At 37.4% G+C, this 19,744-nt stretch carries 17 protein-coding genes and 1 pseudogene; 6 read left to right on the top strand and 12 right to left on the bottom strand.

Annotation, left to right across the window (positions count from 1 at the left end):
- Window positions 1-190 precede the first annotated feature (190 nt).
- Complete coding sequence (locus tag MKL35_RS11640) at window positions 191-1,489, top strand: dicarboxylate/amino acid:cation symporter (protein WP_002049225.1); 1,299 nt, start codon at window positions 191-193, stop codon at window positions 1,487-1,489.
- A gap of 242 nt (window positions 1,490-1,731) precedes the next feature.
- On the opposite strand, the gene MKL35_RS11635 is transcribed toward MKL35_RS11640, so the two are convergent.
- The 11 genes and pseudogenes from MKL35_RS11635 to MKL35_RS11585 form a co-directional block, all read right to left on the bottom strand.
- Window positions 1,732-1,935: a hypothetical protein gene (locus MKL35_RS11635; RefSeq protein WP_270913678.1), complete on the bottom strand. Its 204-nt coding sequence runs from the start codon at window positions 1,933-1,935 to the stop codon at window positions 1,732-1,734.
- 355 nt (window positions 1,936-2,290) lie between these two features.
- Window positions 2,291-3,022 carry a hydroxyacylglutathione hydrolase gene (gene gloB, locus MKL35_RS11630; RefSeq protein ID WP_004708027.1) on the bottom strand — a complete coding sequence of 244 codons (732 nt, stop codon included), beginning with the start codon at window positions 3,020-3,022 and terminating at the stop codon, window positions 2,291-2,293.
- A gap of 162 nt (window positions 3,023-3,184) precedes the next feature.
- Complete coding sequence (locus MKL35_RS11625) at window positions 3,185-3,880, bottom strand: methionine ABC transporter permease (RefSeq protein ID WP_004708028.1); 696 nt, start codon at window positions 3,878-3,880, stop codon at window positions 3,185-3,187.
- Window positions 3,877-4,902, bottom strand: a complete 1,026-nt coding sequence (locus MKL35_RS11620) for a methionine ABC transporter ATP-binding protein (RefSeq protein WP_004708029.1) — start codon at window positions 4,900-4,902, stop codon at window positions 3,877-3,879. Before MKL35_RS11620 ends, MKL35_RS11625 begins: the two co-directional genes overlap by 4 nt.
- A gap of 75 nt (window positions 4,903-4,977) precedes the next feature.
- A pseudogene (locus tag MKL35_RS11615) lies at window positions 4,978-5,849 on the bottom strand (MetQ/NlpA family ABC transporter substrate-binding protein).
- A 471-nt stretch (window positions 5,850-6,320) separates the two neighbouring features.
- Window positions 6,321-7,607, bottom strand: coding sequence for a phosphoribosylamine--glycine ligase (gene purD, locus MKL35_RS11610; protein WP_032010690.1), 1,287 nt, complete (start codon window positions 7,605-7,607; stop codon window positions 6,321-6,323).
- Between the two features lie 125 nt (window positions 7,608-7,732).
- Window positions 7,733-9,307 (bottom strand): bifunctional phosphoribosylaminoimidazolecarboxamide formyltransferase/IMP cyclohydrolase, encoded by a 1,575-nt coding sequence (gene purH, locus MKL35_RS11605; protein WP_032010692.1) that lies wholly within the window; start codon window positions 9,305-9,307, stop codon window positions 7,733-7,735.
- Between the two features lie 88 nt (window positions 9,308-9,395).
- Window positions 9,396-9,665, bottom strand: coding sequence for a DNA-binding transcriptional regulator Fis (gene fis, locus MKL35_RS11600; protein ID WP_001086304.1), 270 nt, complete (start codon window positions 9,663-9,665; stop codon window positions 9,396-9,398).
- A gap of 376 nt (window positions 9,666-10,041) precedes the next feature.
- Complete coding sequence (locus MKL35_RS11595; RefSeq protein WP_017393568.1) at window positions 10,042-10,884, bottom strand: zinc-ribbon and DUF3426 domain-containing protein; 843 nt, start codon at window positions 10,882-10,884, stop codon at window positions 10,042-10,044.
- Window positions 10,885-10,897: 13 nt separating this feature from the next.
- Window positions 10,898-11,803, bottom strand: a complete 906-nt coding sequence (prmA, locus tag MKL35_RS11590) for a 50S ribosomal protein L11 methyltransferase (protein ID WP_017393569.1) — start codon at window positions 11,801-11,803, stop codon at window positions 10,898-10,900.
- A 155-nt stretch (window positions 11,804-11,958) separates the two neighbouring features.
- Window positions 11,959-12,261, bottom strand: coding sequence for a hypothetical protein (locus MKL35_RS11585; protein ID WP_002049150.1), 303 nt, complete (start codon window positions 12,259-12,261; stop codon window positions 11,959-11,961).
- Window positions 12,262-12,493: 232 nt separating this feature from the next.
- On the opposite strand from MKL35_RS11585, the gene mnmG reads away from it, so the two are divergent.
- Entirely contained in the window at window positions 12,494-14,374 is a 1,881-nt protein-coding gene (gene mnmG / locus MKL35_RS11580) for a tRNA uridine-5-carboxymethylaminomethyl(34) synthesis enzyme MnmG (protein ID WP_032010694.1), read from the top strand.
- Window positions 14,375-14,756: 382 nt separating this feature from the next.
- Here the strand turns inward: mnmG and MKL35_RS11575 are convergent, their stop codons facing one another.
- Window positions 14,757-15,764: a helix-turn-helix transcriptional regulator gene (locus MKL35_RS11575; RefSeq protein ID WP_002049181.1), complete on the bottom strand. Its 1,008-nt coding sequence runs from the start codon at window positions 15,762-15,764 to the stop codon at window positions 14,757-14,759.
- A gap of 225 nt (window positions 15,765-15,989) precedes the next feature.
- Here MKL35_RS11575 and MKL35_RS11570 point away from each other — a divergent pair, with 225 nt between their 5' ends.
- The 4 genes from MKL35_RS11570 to MKL35_RS11555 are packed head-to-tail and all read left to right on the top strand — an operon-like array spanning window position 15,990 to window position 19,692.
- Window positions 15,990-17,540, top strand: a complete 1,551-nt coding sequence (locus MKL35_RS11570; RefSeq protein WP_004708036.1) for a circularly permuted type 2 ATP-grasp protein — start codon at window positions 15,990-15,992, stop codon at window positions 17,538-17,540.
- A 22-nt stretch (window positions 17,541-17,562) separates the two neighbouring features.
- Window positions 17,563-18,159 (top strand): alpha-E domain-containing protein, encoded by a 597-nt coding sequence (locus MKL35_RS11565; RefSeq protein WP_032010696.1) that lies wholly within the window; start codon window positions 17,563-17,565, stop codon window positions 18,157-18,159.
- A 2-nt stretch (window positions 18,160-18,161) separates the two neighbouring features.
- Entirely contained in the window at window positions 18,162-18,941 is a 780-nt protein-coding gene (locus tag MKL35_RS11560; RefSeq protein ID WP_004708040.1) for a transglutaminase family protein, read from the top strand.
- A gap of 16 nt (window positions 18,942-18,957) precedes the next feature.
- Window positions 18,958-19,692 carry a proteasome-type protease gene (locus tag MKL35_RS11555; protein ID WP_002049189.1) on the top strand — a complete coding sequence of 245 codons (735 nt, stop codon included), beginning with the start codon at window positions 18,958-18,960 and terminating at the stop codon, window positions 19,690-19,692.
- The last annotated feature ends 52 nt before the right edge of the window (window positions 19,693-19,744 follow it).

The following is a 19,744-nucleotide window of genomic DNA, read 5'->3' as shown; positions in this document are numbered from 1 at the left end:
ATTTTTTAAAAATTCCGTAAAATAATTGTTTTGTATACAAAAATATACATGATTTTTGAATTTAACATTTTTTAAATTTATGACACAGGGTGTTTTTTATTCTTTACAATGGCTTCACTTCCTTTAAAGCAGCTTGTGGTGCACGCTTTATATTTTATTTTTTTATCCCCATCGAACAGGTATTTAGATAATGGATTTCAATACCCTTGACCAAGAAACGGTACAGAAAAAACAGAAGTTTCACCAAATTTTGTATGTACAGGTCATTTTTGCAATTATTTTAGGCGTTTTAATAGGTCATTTTTACCCTGAACTTGGACAAAGCTTAAAACCGCTTGGTGATGCATTCATCAAGATCGTTAAAATGATTATTGCTCCCGTAATCTTTTTGACCGTGGTTACTGGTATTGCCAGCATGACGAACATGAGTCGAGTTGGACGTGTGACTGGTAAAGCTATGCTATATTTCATTACTTTCTCAAGTCTTGCACTTGTGGTTGGTATGATTGTGGCAAACATCATTCAACCTGGTAAAGGCCTAAATATTGATCCAGCGACCTTAGTCAGCGATAAAGTAAATACTTACGTTGAGAAGGCTCATGCTACCAATATTACTGACTTCTTCATGAATATTATCCCGCAAACCCTGGTAAGTCCGCTTGCTGGTGGTGAAATCTTGCAGGTTCTATTTGTGGCGGTGTTATTTGGTATTTCTTTAGCTGCTTTAGGTGATCGTGCGCGTCCAATCACTGATTTCCTAAATAACCTTACTGCTCCAGTTTTCTACTTGGTTGGCATGTTAATGAAACTTGCGCCAATTGGTGCTTTTGGGGCTATGGCATTTACTATCGGCGCATATGGGATCGAATCAATTGGTAATCTATTACTGTTGATTATGACTTTCTATATTACAGCTGTGCTGTTTGTATTAATTGTTCTAGGTGCTGTGGCGCGCTATAACGGCTTTTCAATTATTGCTTTGATTCGTTATATCAAAGACGAGCTTTGGTTGGTTTTAGGTACAAGTTCATCTGAAGCTGCTTTACCTTCCCTCATGGATAAAATGCAAAAAGCAGGTTGTGAAAAATCTGTAGTGGGCTTAGTCATTCCTACAGGTTACTCATTTAACCTTGATGGTACTAATATTTATATGACTATGGCTGCTTTATTTATTGCACAAGCATGTAATGTAGACCTATCTATTAGTGAACAGCTTGCATTACTTTTAGTGGCAATGGTGAGTTCAAAAGGTGCAGCAGGGGTAACGGGCGCAGGCTTTATTACACTGGCTGCTACTTTGTCGGTTGTTCCATCTGTACCAGTGGCAGGTATGGCGCTAATTTTAGGTATTGACCGTTTTATGTCTGAGTGTCGTGCTTTAACTAATTTAATTGGTAATGCATGTGCAACAATTGTTGTTGCTCGTTGGGACAAAGCTCTGGACAAGGACGTTCTAGATAAAGCATTAGGAAAATCTAAAACGAATTAATTATTTAAAATTTTAATTCGAAATAAAAAACCTGTAGCAATTGGCAATTTGGGAGAGGCGCCATGCTACAGGTTTTATTTTGTCTAGTCGAAAATTTAATTTAAAAAAACTATCTTCTATGTAAATGCTTAATTATGGCAGGTCAGTATAAAATTTCTCACAAACTCTCATATAGATCTACTTATGAAGTAGAACTTTTGAGGTGCCTATACTAAAAATAGTATACGCAAAACAGCTCAAGCTTACGCTTTTAAGTGATCCTCAAACTCTTCACCTAATTGCATCGCTAAGGCATTACCAACCAAATCACACGTGACTAAACCATATTCTTTTTTAAAACTGAAAGTGAAACCTTTTCCATCGGCAAGATTTTTAACCGAATATCCTAATTTTTCTAACCAAATACGGAACGCAATTAAATTTTTAGCTTTAACAACCTTTTTCACGTGAGAACTCCTTCTATCCGTGTCTTACACCTTATTTATTAATAGGGATTTACTAGGATTTTTTAAAGGGGGAAAACTTTGTTTTATTTTGCAACTTGTAAAAAAAGTAATAGAGATAAACCAATCTTCTTCATTTTATGAATTTATTCAGTTTTTGTGTAATCATTTTTATCACTAATAAAATTTAACTATTTAATTTTTATAATTATTTTAAAATATAAGAATTAGAGTAAATTTTAATCAAAACAAATTAATTTAAAATCAATAAATGTAAAAAATAATTTCACGAAACATGCCTTATTCAAAAAGATACAGTTCTTAAAATTAAACTGTATCTTTATATAAAGCCAAAAAATTAGAAATTATCTTTTAAACTACGTAATTGAGCGAACTCATCTACACTTTCAGCACGTAAAAATGGATTGGTTGCCAACTCAAGTTCAATACTACTTGGTAGGGTAATTTTACCTTCCGTGCGAAGTTTGCGGACTTGTTCTGCACGTTCTTGTAAGGCATGATTTTCAGGTTCTACGCTTAAAGCAAACTCAGCATTAGAAAGCGTATATTCATGTGTGCAATAGACTTTAGTTGTGGTTGGAAGGGCAGCAAGACGATTTAATGAGTGATACATCTGTTCTGCCGTACCTTCAAATAGTCGGCCACATCCCATTGCAAACAGAGTATCTCCACAAAAGAGCGCATTCAACTCTTCAATAAAATAAACAATGTGTCCTAAGGTATGACCAGGTGTCGCAATAATCTCTGCTTTTAAATCATTAAACTTTAGATGGTCATCATGTTGAAGAGGATGGGTAATACCAGGAATTTTACTTAATTCATCTCTTGGACCATATACAGCTAGAGTGGAATTTGCCATTAAATCTGCAACGCCACCAATATGATCTTTATGCCAATGTGTAAGCCAAATTTGCTTTAAAGTTAAATGATGCTCATCACAAAATTGAGTGACTAACTCAGCCTCTGTTGGATCAACTGCAACAGCTTCATGAGTTTCAGTATCTTCTAAAATCCAGATATAGTTTTGTAGGGCATTTTGCACATCAATAAAATGAATTCTATAACGCATTGTTTTTATCCTGAAACTAAATCCAAAGAGTAAATGAGTAATCGCTAATTCTGATGATAACAGAAAATGCTATTAAGCCACGTACTCAACTGTTTGGTGGCAGAAACTTCTAAAAACAAAAAAAGCCCCCGTTTAGGGAGCTTTGATTTGTATATAAATGATTTAACGTATCTTAGAGAGCCAGTTGCCCAAAGTCTGTACAATCTGTACTAAGAGCAAGAGGATAATCACTGTTAAAATTACGACACTTGTATCAAAACGTTGATAACCATAAGAAATTGCTAAGTCACCAATACCACCAGCACCAACCGCACCAGCCATAGCAGTCGCGCCGATAAGGCTAATCGTAGCAGTTGTTAAGTTCAAAATAAGAGAACTACGAGCTTCAGGTAAAATAAAGCGTGAAATAATCTGCCAAGGCGTTGCACCCATTGCTTGAGCAGATTCGATAATTCCTTCATTTACTTCAAGTAGGGAAGTTTCAATAAGTCGGCCCATATATGGTCCAACATAAATCGTTAAAGGAACGATTGCCGCCCATGTACCAATCGAAGTACCTACCAAGAACTTTGTAAGTGGAATAACTGCAATAAGTAAAATAATAAATGGCAGAGAACGCAATGCATTTACAATTGGGTTAAGCAAATGATAAATGAATTTGTTTGGTAAGATCCCTTCAGGGCGAGTTACAAGCAGAATAATGCCTTGGATGAAGCCCCAAATACCACCAAATATAAGTGCAAAGAACACCATATTAAAGGTTTCTTGTAATGCAGTTACAAACTGGTCCATAGAAAGGGAACTTTGCCAGAAAGGCTGAGTAAGTTCAGTTAACCATTGTACGATTAAATCTCTCATACTTGATCTCCTGATTGAACTACGCTCACTTCATTTTTCTCTAAAAACTCAATCGCTTGACTGATCAACTGCGGGTCACCTAAAAGCTGTACAAACATTTGACCAATCACTGTGCCATTAATTTCAGTCATATTGGCAAATAAGATATTTAAACTAATATCATATTGTTTAATAAGTGACTGAATTACAGGTTCTTGAGCCGAACGTCCTAAGAATTGTAGGCAATAGATGCTGTGGTGATGCTGATTTTCTAATTGATTTAGAATGTTAACTGGTAACTGCTGATGTAAAACAGTTTGTATAAAGTTTTTAGTTGTTGGATGCTGAGGATTACTAAAAATATCAATAGTTGAGCCTTGCTCAATCACTTTACCAGCTTCCATAACTGCAACATGGTCACAAATAGATTCAATGACATCCATTTCATGAGTAACCATAACAATTGTGATTTTCTGTTCTTGATTGATTTTCTTTAAAAGCTCTAGAACTGATTGAGTAGTTTGCGGATCTAGTGCAGATGTGGCTTCATCACATAATAAAATTTTAGGATGGTTTGCTAAAGCACGCGCAATACCAACACGTTGCTTTTGACCGCCAGAGAGTTCATCTGGATAGGCATCTTTTTTATGCTTAAGATCAATAAACTCTAATAATTCATTTAAACGCTTTTCACGTTCTGCTTTTTTATAATTTAGCAGTCGCATTGGCATTTCGATATTTTCAGCAACTGTTTTGGTTTGAAGCAAATTGAAATGCTGAAAAATCATACCAATATTTGCACGCTCCTGACGTAATGAACGTGCATCTAAAGCAGTGAAGTCCTTTTGATTAATAATAATCTGACCTTCATTTGGTCGTTCGAGTAAATTAATCAGGCGAATTAAAGTACTTTTACCTGCACCACTATAGCCAATAATGCCGAAAATACTGCCCTCTGGAATCTCTAAATTGATTTGATCGAGTGCGCGTATGGTTTGGCTTTTGAGCTGATAGTGCTTTGAAATGTTTTTAAATTGAATCATATCGTCAGAAACTATGCTTGAAAGAAAAAACAGGCAAAGATAATTTGCCTGTTTCACGTTTGGGCTATTATATTACTATTTAGCTTCTGAGAGATAGCTGATTGGTTTGTCTACGTCAACTTTTGTTCCACCAAAGTGTTCTTCAATGTATTTTTTAACAGCTGCAGTGTGGTAAAGCTTACCAACTTTTTGCAAGACAGGATCATTTTTACGTGATTCAGCAGTTGCTAGAACGTTTACACTAATTTTTGAGATTTGATCAATAGGTTCATAGAACATAGAATCTTTGAGTACGTTTAAACCTCCCTCGAGTGCTATGGTATTATTTAATACAACTGCATCAAATTCATTTTTAAGACGTAATGCAGTTTCCATTTTGATTGGTTTGATGTTGATCTTTTTGGGATTTTCGATAACATCAATTGGACTGCCCTGAACAGGATTATAGTCAGCTTTAAGCTTGATTAAGCCAGCAGTTTGTAACAAGAGTAGCGCACGAGATTCGCTGGCAGCATCATCCGGGATTGAAATAATTGCACCTTCAGGAAGTTCTTCAATTTTTTTGTATTTACTTGAATAAATCCCCATTGGCTCAATATAAGTGGTAGAAACCGCTGCAATCTTATCCGGGTTTGAATTATTAAATACAGTAAGATAAGAATAAGCTTGGAATGCGTTCAAATCTACTTCTTTATTTCAACTGCTATATTCATTGAAACGGAGTCTGAGAAGTTTTTTACTTCTAACTTCAGTCCAGCAGCTTGGGTTTCAGGTAAAGATGCGATATAACGCCAAATGTCAGCATCCGAACCTGTAGAGGCAATTACTACCTTTTGTACTTTGGAACTATCATTGTTTTGTTCGGCTTGTTGAGCATTTTCTTGTTTGCTACATGCTGTCAATAATACTACTGACATGCTTAAAAAAAGGCTGATCAGCTTTTTCATTTAAAAAAGTCCTGATTAAGATATAGAACAATAACGATTGATCTATATCAATATGAAAAAAGAGGAGTTGGAATTACAACTAGTCTAAACTCTGTGATCTTTTTCTGGGGTTCCATAATTTGCTTGCATATTTTGGCTATAACAGAGGGTAATTGTTTAATAAACAAAAACTGTTTCCCCAAACAGTTCATCCCCAACAGTAGCCAAACGAGCATTCATAAATTTAGAATATTAAAAAACTCTCTACAGGCATAATTTGTAGAGCAAGTCTTTATGGAAATTATTAAAACAGCAGTGTCTGATGACAGTTACAACTATGTACTAATGATAGCAATAAAAATGTAGTTGATATAGAGGGCTTTTTTCTATTTGTTGATATCTTAATAAATCTTATAAAAATTTATATCATTTTCTTCTATTGGTGTACAAAATAAAAAAGCTCCCTAAATAGGAAGCTTTTTTTGCTAACTTTTATTCAGCTTTTTCACGTGCAATCGCGCGGTAACCGATGTCACTACGGTATTGCATACCTGTGAAAGTTACTTGGCCGCATACTTCTAAAGCATTAATTTGTGCTTCAAGAACGCTGTCACCTAAAGCAGTTACGCAAAGTACACGTCCACCAGAAGTCACAATGTGGCCATCTTCACGAGTTGCAGTACCTGCGTGGAAGATTTTAGTATCTTCTGGTGATTGGCCGATACCAGAAATCACATCGCCTTTACGTACGCTATCTGGGTATCCTTCTGCTGCAAGTACAACACCGATTGACTTACGCTCATCCCACTCAGCTTCTTTTGGTAAATTACCTGCAATACCTGCTTCAACCAAATCAACAAGAGATGACTTTAAGCGCATCATGATTGGTTGAGTTTCAGGGTCACCAAAACGGCAGTTAAATTCGATTACGCGTGGTTGACCTTGTTCATCAATCATTAAACCAGCATACAAGAAACCAGTGTAAACATGACCGTCAGCGGCCATACCATCAACAGTTGGACGCATAATTTCAGACATCACACGTTCAAATACGTCTGGAGTTACAACTGGAGCAGGAGAGTAGGCACCCATACCGCCAGTGTTTGGTCCTTGGTCGCCTTCAAAAATACGTTTGTGATCTTGTGAAGTTGCCATTGGTAAAATATTTTTACCATCAATCATACAAATGAAAGAGGCTTCTTCACCAGCGAGGAATTGTTCAATTACGACACGTGAACCTGCATCACCAAATTTGTTGCCTGCAAGCATGTCATCAATTGCTGCAAAAGCTTCTTCGTTGGTCATTGCAACGATGACACCTTTACCTGCCGCTAGACCGTCAGCTTTAATTACAATTGGTGCGCCATTTTTTTCAACGTAAGCTTTCGCTGCATCAACTTCAGTAAATACTTCGTAAAAAGCAGTTGGAATGTTATGGCGTTTTAAAAAATGTTTAGCAAACGCTTTTGAGCCTTCAAGCTGCGCTGCATATTGAGTAGGACCCCAAATTTTTAAACCAGCTTCACGTGCAGCATCTACTACACCATTTACTAATGGTGCTTCTGGACCAACAACAATCAGCTCAACATTATTTTCTTTAGCAAAAGCAATAATTGCAGGGTTGTCCAAAATATCAAGTTGGACGTTAACGCATTTTGCTTCTGTTGCCGTTCCGGCATTACCAGGCGCAACAAAAACTTGAGTAACTTTGGTATCTTGCGCGATTTTCCATGCTAAAGCATGCTCACGACCACCACTACCTAAAACTAAAATATTCATTTTTAATTTGTTCCTTAACTTTAATCCTTTTTCATCCCCCTCTATTTCTCGAAGTGGAGAGATAGTTCCATTATTGTGGAAAACCCTCCTGAATAAAAGGAGGGTTAGGGAGGACTAAATTTAAATTAGTGGCGGAAATGGCGCATACCAGTGAAGACCATTGCAATACCAGCTTCATCAGCTGCCGCAATGACTTCTTCATCACGCATAGAACCACCCGGTTGAATGATACATTTAATGCCAGCTTTAGCTGCATTATCAATACCGTCACGGAACGGGAAGAATGCATCAGATGCCATAACAGCGCCTTCAACAACTAAACCAGCATGCTCTGCTTTAATTGCAGCAATACGCGCTGAGTTAACACGGCTCATTTGACCTGCGCCTACACCAATAGTTTGACGGTTTTTTGCATAAACAATAGCGTTTGATTTTACATATTTCGCAACTTTCCACGCGAAAATAAGGTCATCAATTTCTTGTTCAGTAGGAGCACGTTTAGTAACTACTTTAAGATCATCTTTAGTGATGATGCCCAAGTCCTGGTCTTGAACAAGTAAGCCGCCGTTGACGCGTTTATAGTCAAGTTGCGGAGCACGTGCATCAATTGCAGGTAATTCGCCACATACTAAAACACGAACATTTTTCTTCGCACCAGTTACCTCAAGTACGCCATCAGCAATGCTTGGAGCAATAATAACTTCAACGAATTGACGGTCAACAATTGCTTGAGCAGTTGCAACATCTAACTCACGGTTAAATGCAATAATGCCACCGAAAGCAGATTCTGGATCTGTTGCATAAGCTAAATCATAAGCAGCTTTAATGCCGTCTAAAGAAACCGCAACACCACAAGGGTTAGCATGTTTTACGATGACACAAGCTGGTTTAGCAAATGATTTAACACATTCAAGTGCAGCATCTGTGTCAGCAATATTGTTATAAGACAATTCTTTGCCTTGTAATTGTTTTGCTGTAGAAACAGAAGCTTCTTTTGCGTTTGCTTCAACATAGAAAGCAGCAGATTGATGTGGGTTTTCACCGTAACGTAAATCTTGTGCTTTATTTAATTGAGTGTTGAACGTACGAGGGAATAAATCAGCTTCACCTTCGGTCTTACCAACGCGAGCGCCTAAGTAAGAAGCGATCATACCGTCGTATTGAGCTGTATGTTCAAATGCTTTAACCGCTAAATCGAAGCGTGTTTCATAAGAAAGTGAACCTGTAGCTTTTAATTCGCTAATCACTGTATCGTAATCTGAAGCATTTACAACAATACCTACAGAGGCATGGTTCTTAGCAGCAGCACGTACCATTGTCGGACCACCGATGTCGATATTTTCGATAGCATCAGCAAGAGAGCAGTTAGGTTTAGCAACTGTAGCTGCAAATGGATAAAGGTTGACAACAACTAGATCGATTGGATCAATGTTGTGTTCTTGCATAACTGCTTCGTCTAGACCACGACGAGCTAAAATGCCGCCATGAATTTTTGGATGTAGTGTTTTTACACGGCCATCCATCATTTCTGGGAAACCAGTATGTTCAGATACTTCAACAACAGCAATGTTATTATCTTTAAGCAACTTGTATGTGCCGCCTGTAGATAATAATTCTACCCCTAAAGCTGCAAGGTTTTGAGCAAATTCGACAATTCCTGTTTTGTCTGATACAGAAATCAAAGCACGTTTAATAGTCATGATGTTCAAGTCAACAATTTCAAGTCTACGGATTAAAACCAATTAGAAGCATAAAAAAATGCCCACGACGTCGTGAGCATTTTATCATTTATTCACTCATTAAACCGTGAGCTTTTAACTTTTTGCGTAAAGTGCCGCGGTTTAGTCCAAGAATCTCTGCGGCACGTGTTTGGTTGCCACGAGTATATTCAAGAACTACAGATAAAAGAGGTTTCTCCATTTCTGCTAGCACCATGTCATATACCTGAGATGGTTGCTCACCTTGCAATTGTGCAAAATAATGACGAACTGCGCGATCCACGTGGATGCGAAGAGCAACATCAGATTGTGCAGTAAAAATAGGAGATTTGCTATTCATGCGAGTTAATCCGAAAATCAAATACTAGCTTGGGTAAAGTAGTATATAAATGTGGTCTAAAAATACGGAGTCCTGTTTTAGATCCTAAAACAGTGACTCTAAAACATAAGAACAATTAGCTTGCCATAAATCTTCGTATTGAGTAAAAAATAAGCGTAACAATAGTTAAATATTTGTTACAGCCCCCTCAAAAACAAAAAAAGTTAGGCTATGCGCTTAATTTAGAAAAGCACACATGCTTAACAGTATATTTTTTGAATTGAGAGCGAGGAGTATATGAGTCAAAGCTTTCGTGGCGCGTATCATACCATTGTCTAGGAAAAAGTGAGCAAATTAACTGCATTTTTTTTTATTTTTTTTTCACTTTTTTTACAAATTAGGGGTGGACAATTTCTAATCGATAATTTACGAGGCTTTTTTTGCTTTTATTTAAATCAAATTGAAATTTAAACGGTGTATTAGTTGGGATACGTTGAATGCCTCGTAAATTTTCAACCAAGTATTGTTGAGGAGTAAAAATGATCTCTTCTTGATTGCTTTCTTGACCAAAACTTAATTTTAGGTTTGGTAACTCAATACTTTTATTATTTTGATTGACTAGAACGCCAGAAAATCGAGTATGTTCTATATCTATTCTACGTAGCTTTACCTTTTCTATATAAAGAAGTTGATATTGTTCAGCTGACTTACTGCAGTGCAGTATTTGACAGACATAATTAAATGCATGGCTAATAGCAGGGCTTTGCTGCATAAGTTTTGGGTTGAACCAGAGAATCTGAAAAGTAAAAACTAAAATCAGAATCAGATTCGCAGAACTCCAAAGTGTATAGTACAACCAGCTATGCTTTTTACCATTATCCTGTTCGGGTGAAGTTGCTTGTTCAGCTAAGTTGAGGTTGGGAAGAGCATTGATGGGCTCGTTGTGGAAGTAATTTAAATTATTTAAATATGTCAAAAGATCAATATTAGAGTTTTCAACTTTCTGATCAAAGATATCTAATACATGAGAATGAGTCATATATCGTGTTTGAATCGAGCCGTCAGCTAAAACAGATGAGTTTGTTGCTTCTGGGAGCTCAATGTTAACCAAGTTGGTAAGAGCATTAAAATTTAAATTACATTTAGGGCAACAAACCATACCCTGAGCAACAGTTAACTGGGTAAGAGAAACTTTATAAACTGTTAAACACTTAGGGCAGCGGGTTTGTTTTTCATTCATGAGTTAAATAATCTCAATTTATTGTTTTACGTTTTCCTGAAATGCGGCACCAGTTTTCTTCGCGCTTTTCGACATCTAATATATCAAAAAATTCAGAATAAACACCTGAAACATCAGCTACTTGCTCTTCAATTACACCAGCAAGTGCGAAATCACCATCAGATTTAAGTAATTTTGCAAATTCTGGCGCAAGTGCCATGAGCGGTCCTGCTAAAATATTTGCAACTAAAACGTCTGCCTGTTGAGGTTTGAATTCTTGATCGAACTCTTCAGGGAGACCCACATATAGGCGGTCTAAAACCCCATTGAGTTCTGCATTTTGTTTTGTCGCAAGAACAGCTTGAGGGTCAATATCTGTCGCATAGACTTTTTTAGCACCTAATAATAAAGCTGCAACGCCTAAAATGCCTGAACCACAACCATAATCAATAACGATTTTATCTTTTACATCGGTTTTACCTAACCATTGTAAACATAAGAATGTACTTGCATGGTTACCTGTACCAAAAGCAAGGCCTGGATCAAGTTTAATATTAGTCGCATCTGCTTCTGGTGGTTCTAACCACTCAGGTACGATCCAGAATTTTTCCCCAATTTGAATCGGTTCATAATAATCCATCCATGCACGTTCCCAAACTTGGTCTTCAAGTTCTTCATGACGCATAGGTACATCTGGAAGTTGAGCTTTTAAGAAAGCTTCTAAAGTGTCAACATCAATTGGGTCTTGTTCGTCTTGTTGATAAATACCTGTAACAATAACTTTATTCCATAAAGGTGTTTCGCCTGGTAATGGTTCAAGCAAAGCCTGATCTTCAGCATCATCCAGCGTTACGCTTACCGCACCTAGAGACATTAAAAGTGTTTCTGTGAATTCAACTTGTTCTTGATCAACGGTAATGTGTATTTGTAACCACTTCACGAAAAGGACCTAAAAATTTTATTTAAAGGTGTATTGTAGCCGACTAGAATGGTTTAAAAAAGAAAACGGCCCATCTTTAATGGACCGCTTTTTGAAAATTTCGCTGTGTTATAGAAAAATTAAAACTTTTTTCTATACTTTAGGTTCAAACTATATTAGGGAGCAGGGGCCTTAAATTGTAGTTTGCCATTTTCGTTTGGTTGGCAAGTACCATTGAAGGTTGCACCATTATGGCTGTAAGAAACCCAATCACCCTGACGTTTTTTAGCACAAGCTCTCAGTTCTTTTTGCGTTACTGATGTACCTGACTCTGCAGCATGCTTGCTTGTTTTAGCAGTATGACTCGATTTAGTAGTATGAGTCGATTTGGCATTATGATTAGTCGCAGCGTGGGTCAACGTTACGCCTGAAAAACAAAGGAGAGATGCAGTTAAGATTTTTAACATGGTCGTTTTCATTTTGTGTTCCTTCTCGTTGCGTTAATTTTAAAGTCGTAGAAGTGCTGTACGTTTTTTATTCTAGAATGAAAAATTTTTAAAAACATTCACTTTGTATTGAATTCCTGAAACAAAATGTCAAAACATGTGGTGTAGCGTAAATCATGTGATGACAATTTTGTAATTATGTACATCAATAAGCAGATAATTTTGCTATAATGTTCCGTCTTTTTTTTCTGGTGTTTTTGTACTCATGCACTATCCTAAAGTTTATGATGTTATCGTTATCGGTGGCGGTCACGCAGGTACGGAAGCGGCACTTGCTGCGGCGCGTATGGGACGACAGACTTTGCTTTTGACCCATAACATTGAGACTTTGGGTCAGATGAGCTGTAACCCAGCAATTGGCGGTATTGGTAAATCACACTTAGTACGTGAAATTGATGCACTTGGTGGTGCAATGGCATTAGCTGCCGATAAAGGCGGTATTCAATTCCGTATTTTAAACTCGCGTAAAGGTGCCGCAGTGCGTGCAACACGTGCTCAGGCAGACCGTGTTCGTTATAAAGCTGCTATTCGCGAGACATTAGAAAACCAAGCAAATCTTGATATTTTCCAACAAGCGGCCGATGACCTGATTGTGGAAGGCGATACCGTTAAGGGTGTTGTGACCCAAATGGGTATTCGCTTCGACGCAAAAACTGTTGTGTTGACTACAGGTACATTCTTGGGTGGTGTTATTCACGTTGGTTTAGAGAAATCAAGCGGCGGTCGTGCAGGAGATCCTCCTTCTATTGCTCTTGCTCAGCGTCTTCGTGAATTAAAACTACCAGTAGGCCGTTTAAAAACAGGTACACCTCCACGTATTGATGCACGTTCAGTTGATTTTTCTGTTATGACACCACAACCAGGCGACTTCCCGTCTCCGGTAATGTCGTTCATGGGCGATGTGTCTATGCACCCAGAACAAGTGAACTGCTATATCACGCATACTAACGAAAAAACTCATGACATTATTCGTGGTGGCTTAGACCGTTCACCAATGTATACCGGTGTCATTGAAGGGGTAGGTCCACGTTACTGTCCTTCAATTGAAGATAAGATTCATCGTTTCTCTGATAAAGATTCGCATCAGGTATTTTTAGAGCCAGAAGGCCTAGATACACACGAGCTTTATCCAAATGGGATTTCGACTTCATTACCATTTGATGTTCAGTTTGAACTTGTGCGCTCGATTCGCGGTATGGAAAATGCCCATATCTTACGTCCGGGTTATGCAATCGAATATGACTATTTCAACCCGCAAGCTTTGAAATTTACCCTAGAAACCAAAGCAATTAACGGCTTGTATTTTGCTGGTCAAATTAATGGTACTACCGGTTATGAAGAAGCTGGTGCCCAAGGTTTACTTGCAGGTCTAAATGCTGCTCGCCGTGCGTGGGAGCAAGAAGAATGGACACCGAAACGTGACCAAGCTTATATGGGTGTATTGGTTGACGATTTGATTACCCTGGGTACGAAAGAACCATACCGCATGTTCACTTCACGTGCGGAATATCGTTTGATGTTGCGTGAAGATAATGCCGATCAACGTTTAACAACTATTGGTCGTGAGCTTGGTTTAGTTGATGATATTCGTTGGGCTGCTTATTGTGAAAAAATGGAAGCAGTTGAACGTGAAACATCTCGACTACAGCATTTGTGGGCAGCGCCTAATAACCCAATGGGTAAAAAGTTTGTCGAAATGACTGGTGCTGACTTGAGTAAAGAATGTAGTGCGATTGATTTACTCAAACGTCCTAATATTAGTTTTGCTCAAATCGCAGAACTTACGGGTTCAGAAGTTTCAGAACAAGTGGGTGAGCAAATCGAGATTGCGGTTAAATATGAAGGTTATATCAACCGTCAGCATGAAGATGTAGCTCAATTAAAGCGTCTTGAAGAAACCAAGATTCCTGCCGATTTTGATTACGATGTTGTTTCAGGTTTATCTCGTGAAATTACTCAGAAGTTAAAAACTGTGCGTCCAGAAACATTGGCTCAAGCAAGTCGTATTCCTGGTGTTACCCCAGCTGCTGTTCAACTTGTAATGATCACGATTCGTAAAAATAACATGATCAAAAAAACAGCTTAATCATTTAAGTAATTAAAAAAGCCCAGTTAAGACTGGGCTTTTTTATTTTCTGATCAAAAAATATATGGAAACTTCCTAAGGAAGAAAATAGATTTCACTTCCTTTTTTTCTTATTTCACATGTTTTAAAACGAACGTTATATTGAATTCACGTTCAAACAAGAGGGCTTTAAACATGACAATGAAATCAATTCGCTATAATGGATATGATTTGGCATGCCAATACTCATGTTCAACATAGCGCAAAAGAAGAAGCAGATCATTTTGGTGGAGGAGAACAGAATGATCTGAAAATAAATAAAACTATAAATACCAATATAAAATTAAGAAAATTATTATTCAAAATCTAAAGAGAACCTGACGGTTCTCTTTTTTATATCTAGTCATTTGTTATCAGGTTCAATTTCTCGTACTGCATTGTGTACTTGAACTGGTTCAATATGGAGCAACTTTTTACCGAAACTTCGTAACCACCAGACGAGTTGAGATGTAAAAGGAACAGTCGCCGTAACTTCGACAATGTTTTCTTCAATTGGAGTAATTGTCTGATCTTTACTTAACTGACTTTCATAAAAAGTTTTGGCAGTTTGTTCAGTCATGGTTAAGGTGAGCTGTATCAATTCAGTAGGTTGATTGTAGTCTACCCTGAAACCTAAAGCACCCGAGTCAATATAGTGATCAATATCAAAATTAACGGGGTGGAGCGCACGACTTTCTAAAACCTTAGCGGATTTGAAGCGGTGTAGGGCAAAGGTTTGTACTTCGGTTTTATCATGGCGGGTGCAAATTAAATAAATAACAGCACCTTTTTGGACCAATGCAAGCGGATTTAAAATATAAGTTTTATCTTCGCCTTGATTTACACGGGCTTGATAAACACACTCAATTTGTTTGTCTTGCAGTAAGCCTTCGTAAATTGCTTGTTGAGCAGCACGGTCGACTACAGGTGGAATCAGTGGTTGGCTTGCTGGCACAATACGGACACGATTAATCCATTGTCTTACATTATTTTGTGTAGACAGACTACGTTTTGCTAAGTCAAACCAAGGACCCATCTCATCAAGGAGACTTGGTGGGAGCAAATGTTTGAGATGTTCTTCAACCATCATAAAGGTTACTGCTTGAGAGCTTGTCATATGCGGTAAGCTTTGAATTGGTGCATCTGATTGCCACCGCCAGCCTTGAGGCACAGCTTTATTACTTTCAATTGGAAAACGCTGAGCAATTTGATTTAAATCACGCTGAATTGTCCTTAAACTGATTTCGATACCTTCACGCTCAAGCATTTCTTGCAATTCTCGAGTCCCGATCCATTTACCGGTAGGAAGGCGAGATAGAATCTGCCACTGGCGATATAAACTATTTGAAGTTTCTTTTTCTATTACAGACATAAGCGTAATACATCTATATCCAATTGCTTTGGTGTCAACACAATAAAAAAACTTTACACATTTAGCAAGTTTGTCAGATTCGGTTTATGGCACCTTTTACAATCAATGCTAAAATTTAAAAGAAAGTTATAACAACGAAAGCCAATAAGCATTATAGATATATAAGTGGCACTGAAATTGCTTATTTAAAAATGAAATATAGATAAATGATAAGACGAGGTTGCTATGTCAGAACAAGAGAAAGACCTACAAGCCGATATTGATTATTTTTTACAAGAGCAGGCGACCACCGCATTACTTAACCAGACTTCGTTTATGGACAATCTTTCGGTACAAACGAACTTATTTGAACAGTTAAAATCGCAGTTTTTTAACGAAATGCTAGACGATGTGACATCTAACGGTGCTGCTTCTAAAAAAATTGAGCAATGGTTGAGCATTCGAACTTTAGATGAGCTTAAGCAGTTAAATGCGGAGGCCAAACAACATTTTCTCTATCACGGTATTACATTTAATGTTTACGGCGATAAAGAGGGTGCAGAGCGAACCATTCCTTTTGATTTAATCCCGAGAGTAATTGAAAAAAAACAGTGGGAGAAAATAGCAGCTGGATGTGCACAGCGAGTTAAAGCTTTAAACTATTTTTTAGATGATATTTATCATGGACAACATATTTTAAAGGAACAGTTAATTCCAGAAAATCATATTATTTGTCATGAGGCTTTTCAGCCACACATGCTCAAGCACAAGCTTAAAGGTAAAATTTATTCTCAAATTAGCGGTATAGATATTATACGAGATGGCGAAGGTGAATTTTTTGTACTAGAAGATAATTTAAGAACGCCTTCTGGCGTCTCTTATATGATTGAATGTAGAAATATTAGTCAGCAACTCATGCCTGAACTTTGTGCTGCTAATAATTTGCAAGGCATTGAACATTACCCAAGCTTATTAAAAGAAATACTTCAAGAAAACTCAGAGGTTGATTGTCCTTTTATCGTAGTTTTAACACCAGGGCGTTTTAATAGTGCTTATTACGAACATGCCTTTTTGGCACGTGAAATGGATGTGCCACTGGTTACTAACCGAGATTTGTTTGTAGAAAATGATCAAGTTTTTGTAAAAACGATTCGTGGACGTCAAAAGGTTGATGTGATTTATCGTCGGTTAGATGATGATTTTTTAGATCCACTTGCCTTTAGGCCTGATAGTGCCCTAGGGGTAGCAGGTCTTATGTCCGCTTATTTACAAAAAAATGTAGTGATTGCAAATGCACCGGGTACTGGTGTAGCCGATGATAAATCGATTTATCCGTATGTTGATCAGATGATTCAATATTATTTAAGTGAAACACCAATTCTGAAGAATGTCCCTACTTATCAGTGCCGCGAAAAGGAACATTTAGACTATGTATTGTCTCATCTAGATCAATTAGTGATTAAGGAAGCTCAAGGATCTGGTGGTTATGGCATGTTAATTGGTCCTAAGGCGAGTTCATGTGAAATTGATGAATTTAGAAAAAAATTGATTGCTACACCACACGAATATATTGCACAGCCAACATTAGCTTTATCTGTTGCACCGACTTTAACGACATCAGGAGTGGCTGAGCGCCACATCGACTTACGTCCTTTTGTATTGAGTTCCCCATATCGCACTGAAATTGTACCGGGAGGCTTAACACGAGTGGCCATGCAAGCAGGATCTTTAGTCGTAAATTCCTCACAAGGAGGAGGCATTAAAGATACATGGGTCGTTGAAACGCTACATTCCTAATAGTCGGTTAAAGAGGAAATTTATGGTTTTACTCAATTCGAGTGCACACCACATTTATTGGTTGGGCCGTTATTTAATGCGGATTAAATTTGCTGTATCACATTTACCATTTACCGATGATGAAAAAGCAACTCAATTTGCAGCGGCATTTGGACTGGTCATTGAGCAAGCAGAATTACTGAACTGCTATATGTTGGATACGAAACAAACATATTCATTACTGAACCAGTTCATGATTGCTAAAGATAATATTCAAGAGTTAAGAGGGATACTATCTTCTAGCGCTTATGCCGAACTGAATCATGCGATTAAGTCACTTCAAGTTCATCCTGATTCATTAAATAAAGCTTTAGCTCTATGTAATCAAATACTTGATTCTGAAAATGAAGATATAGCCTTATTTCTGAATTTAGGAAAGAAAGTAGAGCAATTAGATATACAACTACGTTTTCAGCAAGACCTTACGGGACTTTTACAGGAGCTAGAAAAATTGCTTCAACAGCTGAATGACTTAGGGTGGGAGAAGCTAAATCAATCTTGGCAATTATTAAAAGATCATCCGTCTTGGGATGCTTATTATAATTTTACTCAGCAGCTGGAATATATGTTCGAGGCATGATTATGAAATTGATGATTAATCATCAAACGCATTATAAATATACTGAAACTGCTAAAAACAGTATTCAGTATATTAAGATGATGCCTCAAACATCGCTGCATCAACATGTTGTCAATTGGGCAATCAGTGTGCCAGGTGATAAGACACTCAAAAGAGATATTTTTAATAATATTTGGTTAACCGCTACGCAGCGTTATGAATACCAACATCTTACTTTTATGGCGCAGGGTATTGTTGAGCTTTTAAATACAGAGATAGGTGGAGTAGATGTACCTATACCATTAAAAATATTTCTTCAAAGTACAGCGGCCACTCAATATGATTCTGAAATGTTGGATTTTGCCCAGAAAATTGTAACCGTCAAAGATCGACAACACATTGCTTTGCTCAGTGAAAATATTCTGCAAAAGATGCCATATCAACCAGATAGTACATCTGTTCATACGACTGCCACGCAAGCCTTTCATGCAGCTCAAGGAGTATGTCAAGATCATGCACATGTTTTAATCGCCATGTGTCGTGCGTTACAATTACCAGCACGTTATGTCTCTGGTTATTTATTTGATCAAAATTATCCGCACCTTGCCAGTCACGCTTGGGCGGAGGTATTTTTAGATAATCAGTGGTATTGTTTTGATGTAAGCAATCAATTGTTTACGCCAAAGCATCATATTTATCTCGCAGTTGGACGGGACTATCTTGATGTTGCCCCAATTAGAGGTGTGCGAGAACAGGGTGGTATTGAAAATATGATGTCTGTGGTTCAAGTGTTGGCTTGTTGAATGTAAAGAGAACGAAATGACCTATTGTTGTGCGCTGAGATTAGAACAGGGTTTGGTGTTTATAAGTGACACTCGAACTAATGCAGGGGTCGATCATATTTCTGTATTTCGTAAGCTTCATACTTTCGGTGTAACGGGAGAGCGTTTTATTGCCTTGCAAACAGCAGGTAATTTAGCAACGACACAAGCGGTTATCGGGCATTTGCAAAATGCGCTTACTTTGCAGCAAGAGCCTAATTTATATAGTATTAATACAATGTTTGAAGTGGCTGATTTAGTCGGTAAAACTTTAAAAAATGTTTTAGAAGATATTAGCTCAGATACTCAAGAACAAATGAATTATGCTTGTAGTATTTTGGTGGGTGGACAAATTAAAGGCGGTGATATGCAGCTTTATAATGTTTATCCGCAAGGTAATTTTATTTGTGCTACAACCGACACGCCTTACTTTCAAATTGGTGAAAGTAAATATGGTAAGCCTATTTTAGATCGTGCTTTATATTATGCAATGCCGTTAGATGATGCTCTACGCTGTAGTTTAATCTCATTTGACTCAACATTACGTTCTAATGTTTCGGTAGGTTTACCATTAGATGCCTTGGTCTATAGCAGAGATAGTTTTGTGATTCCTATGGGTAAACGAATTAGTGAAGATGATCCGTATTTTTCACAAATTAGTCGTCAGTGGTCGGATACTTTACGTCGTGGTTTACAGGAAATGCCTAAACCTACAGATGATTATTGGCGTTAAAAGCTATTTCAAATAAAAAAATCCAAGCAAGCTTGGATTTTTTATTTACTAA

This window comes from Acinetobacter sp. AOR41_HL (assembly GCF_027854645.1).
GTDB classification, from domain to species: Bacteria; Pseudomonadota; Gammaproteobacteria; order Pseudomonadales; family Moraxellaceae; genus Acinetobacter; species Acinetobacter nosocomialis.
This window is presented reverse-complemented; position numbering and strand designations above follow the sequence as displayed.

Excerpts from the sequence above, each read along its gene's own strand:
- MKL35_RS11640 (WP_002049225.1), top strand. The coding sequence starts at position 191 with ATGGATTTCAATACCCTTGACCAAGAAACGGTACAGAAAAAACAGAAG.
- gloB (WP_004708027.1), bottom strand. The coding sequence starts at position 3,022 with ATGCGTTATAGAATTCATTTTATTGATGTGCAAAATGCCCTACAAAAC.
- MKL35_RS11625 (WP_004708028.1), bottom strand. The coding sequence starts at position 3,880 with ATGAGAGATTTAATCGTACAATGGTTAACTGAACTTACTCAGCCTTTC.
- MKL35_RS11620 (WP_004708029.1), bottom strand. The coding sequence starts at position 4,902 with ATGATTCAATTTAAAAACATTTCAAAGCACTATCAGCTCAAAAGCCAA.
- purD (WP_032010690.1), bottom strand. The coding sequence starts at position 7,607 with ATGAATATTTTAGTTTTAGGTAGTGGTGGTCGTGAGCATGCTTTAGCA.
- purH (WP_032010692.1), bottom strand. The coding sequence starts at position 9,307 with ATGACTATTAAACGTGCTTTGATTTCTGTATCAGACAAAACAGGAATT.
- fis (WP_001086304.1), bottom strand. The coding sequence starts at position 9,665 with ATGAATAGCAAATCTCCTATTTTTACTGCACAATCTGATGTTGCTCTT.
- MKL35_RS11595 (WP_017393568.1), bottom strand. The coding sequence starts at position 10,884 with ATGAATGAAAAACAAACCCGCTGCCCTAAGTGTTTAACAGTTTATAAA.
- MKL35_RS11585 (WP_002049150.1), bottom strand. The coding sequence starts at position 12,261 with ATGAAAACGACCATGTTAAAAATCTTAACTGCATCTCTCCTTTGTTTT.
- mnmG (WP_032010694.1), top strand. The coding sequence starts at position 12,494 with ATGCACTATCCTAAAGTTTATGATGTTATCGTTATCGGTGGCGGTCAC.
- MKL35_RS11575 (WP_002049181.1), bottom strand. The coding sequence starts at position 15,764 with ATGTCTGTAATAGAAAAAGAAACTTCAAATAGTTTATATCGCCAGTGG.
- MKL35_RS11570 (WP_004708036.1), top strand. The coding sequence starts at position 15,990 with ATGTCAGAACAAGAGAAAGACCTACAAGCCGATATTGATTATTTTTTA.
- MKL35_RS11565 (WP_032010696.1), top strand. The coding sequence starts at position 17,563 with ATGGTTTTACTCAATTCGAGTGCACACCACATTTATTGGTTGGGCCGT.
- MKL35_RS11560 (WP_004708040.1), top strand. The coding sequence starts at position 18,162 with ATGAAATTGATGATTAATCATCAAACGCATTATAAATATACTGAAACT.
- MKL35_RS11555 (WP_002049189.1), top strand. The coding sequence starts at position 18,958 with ATGACCTATTGTTGTGCGCTGAGATTAGAACAGGGTTTGGTGTTTATA.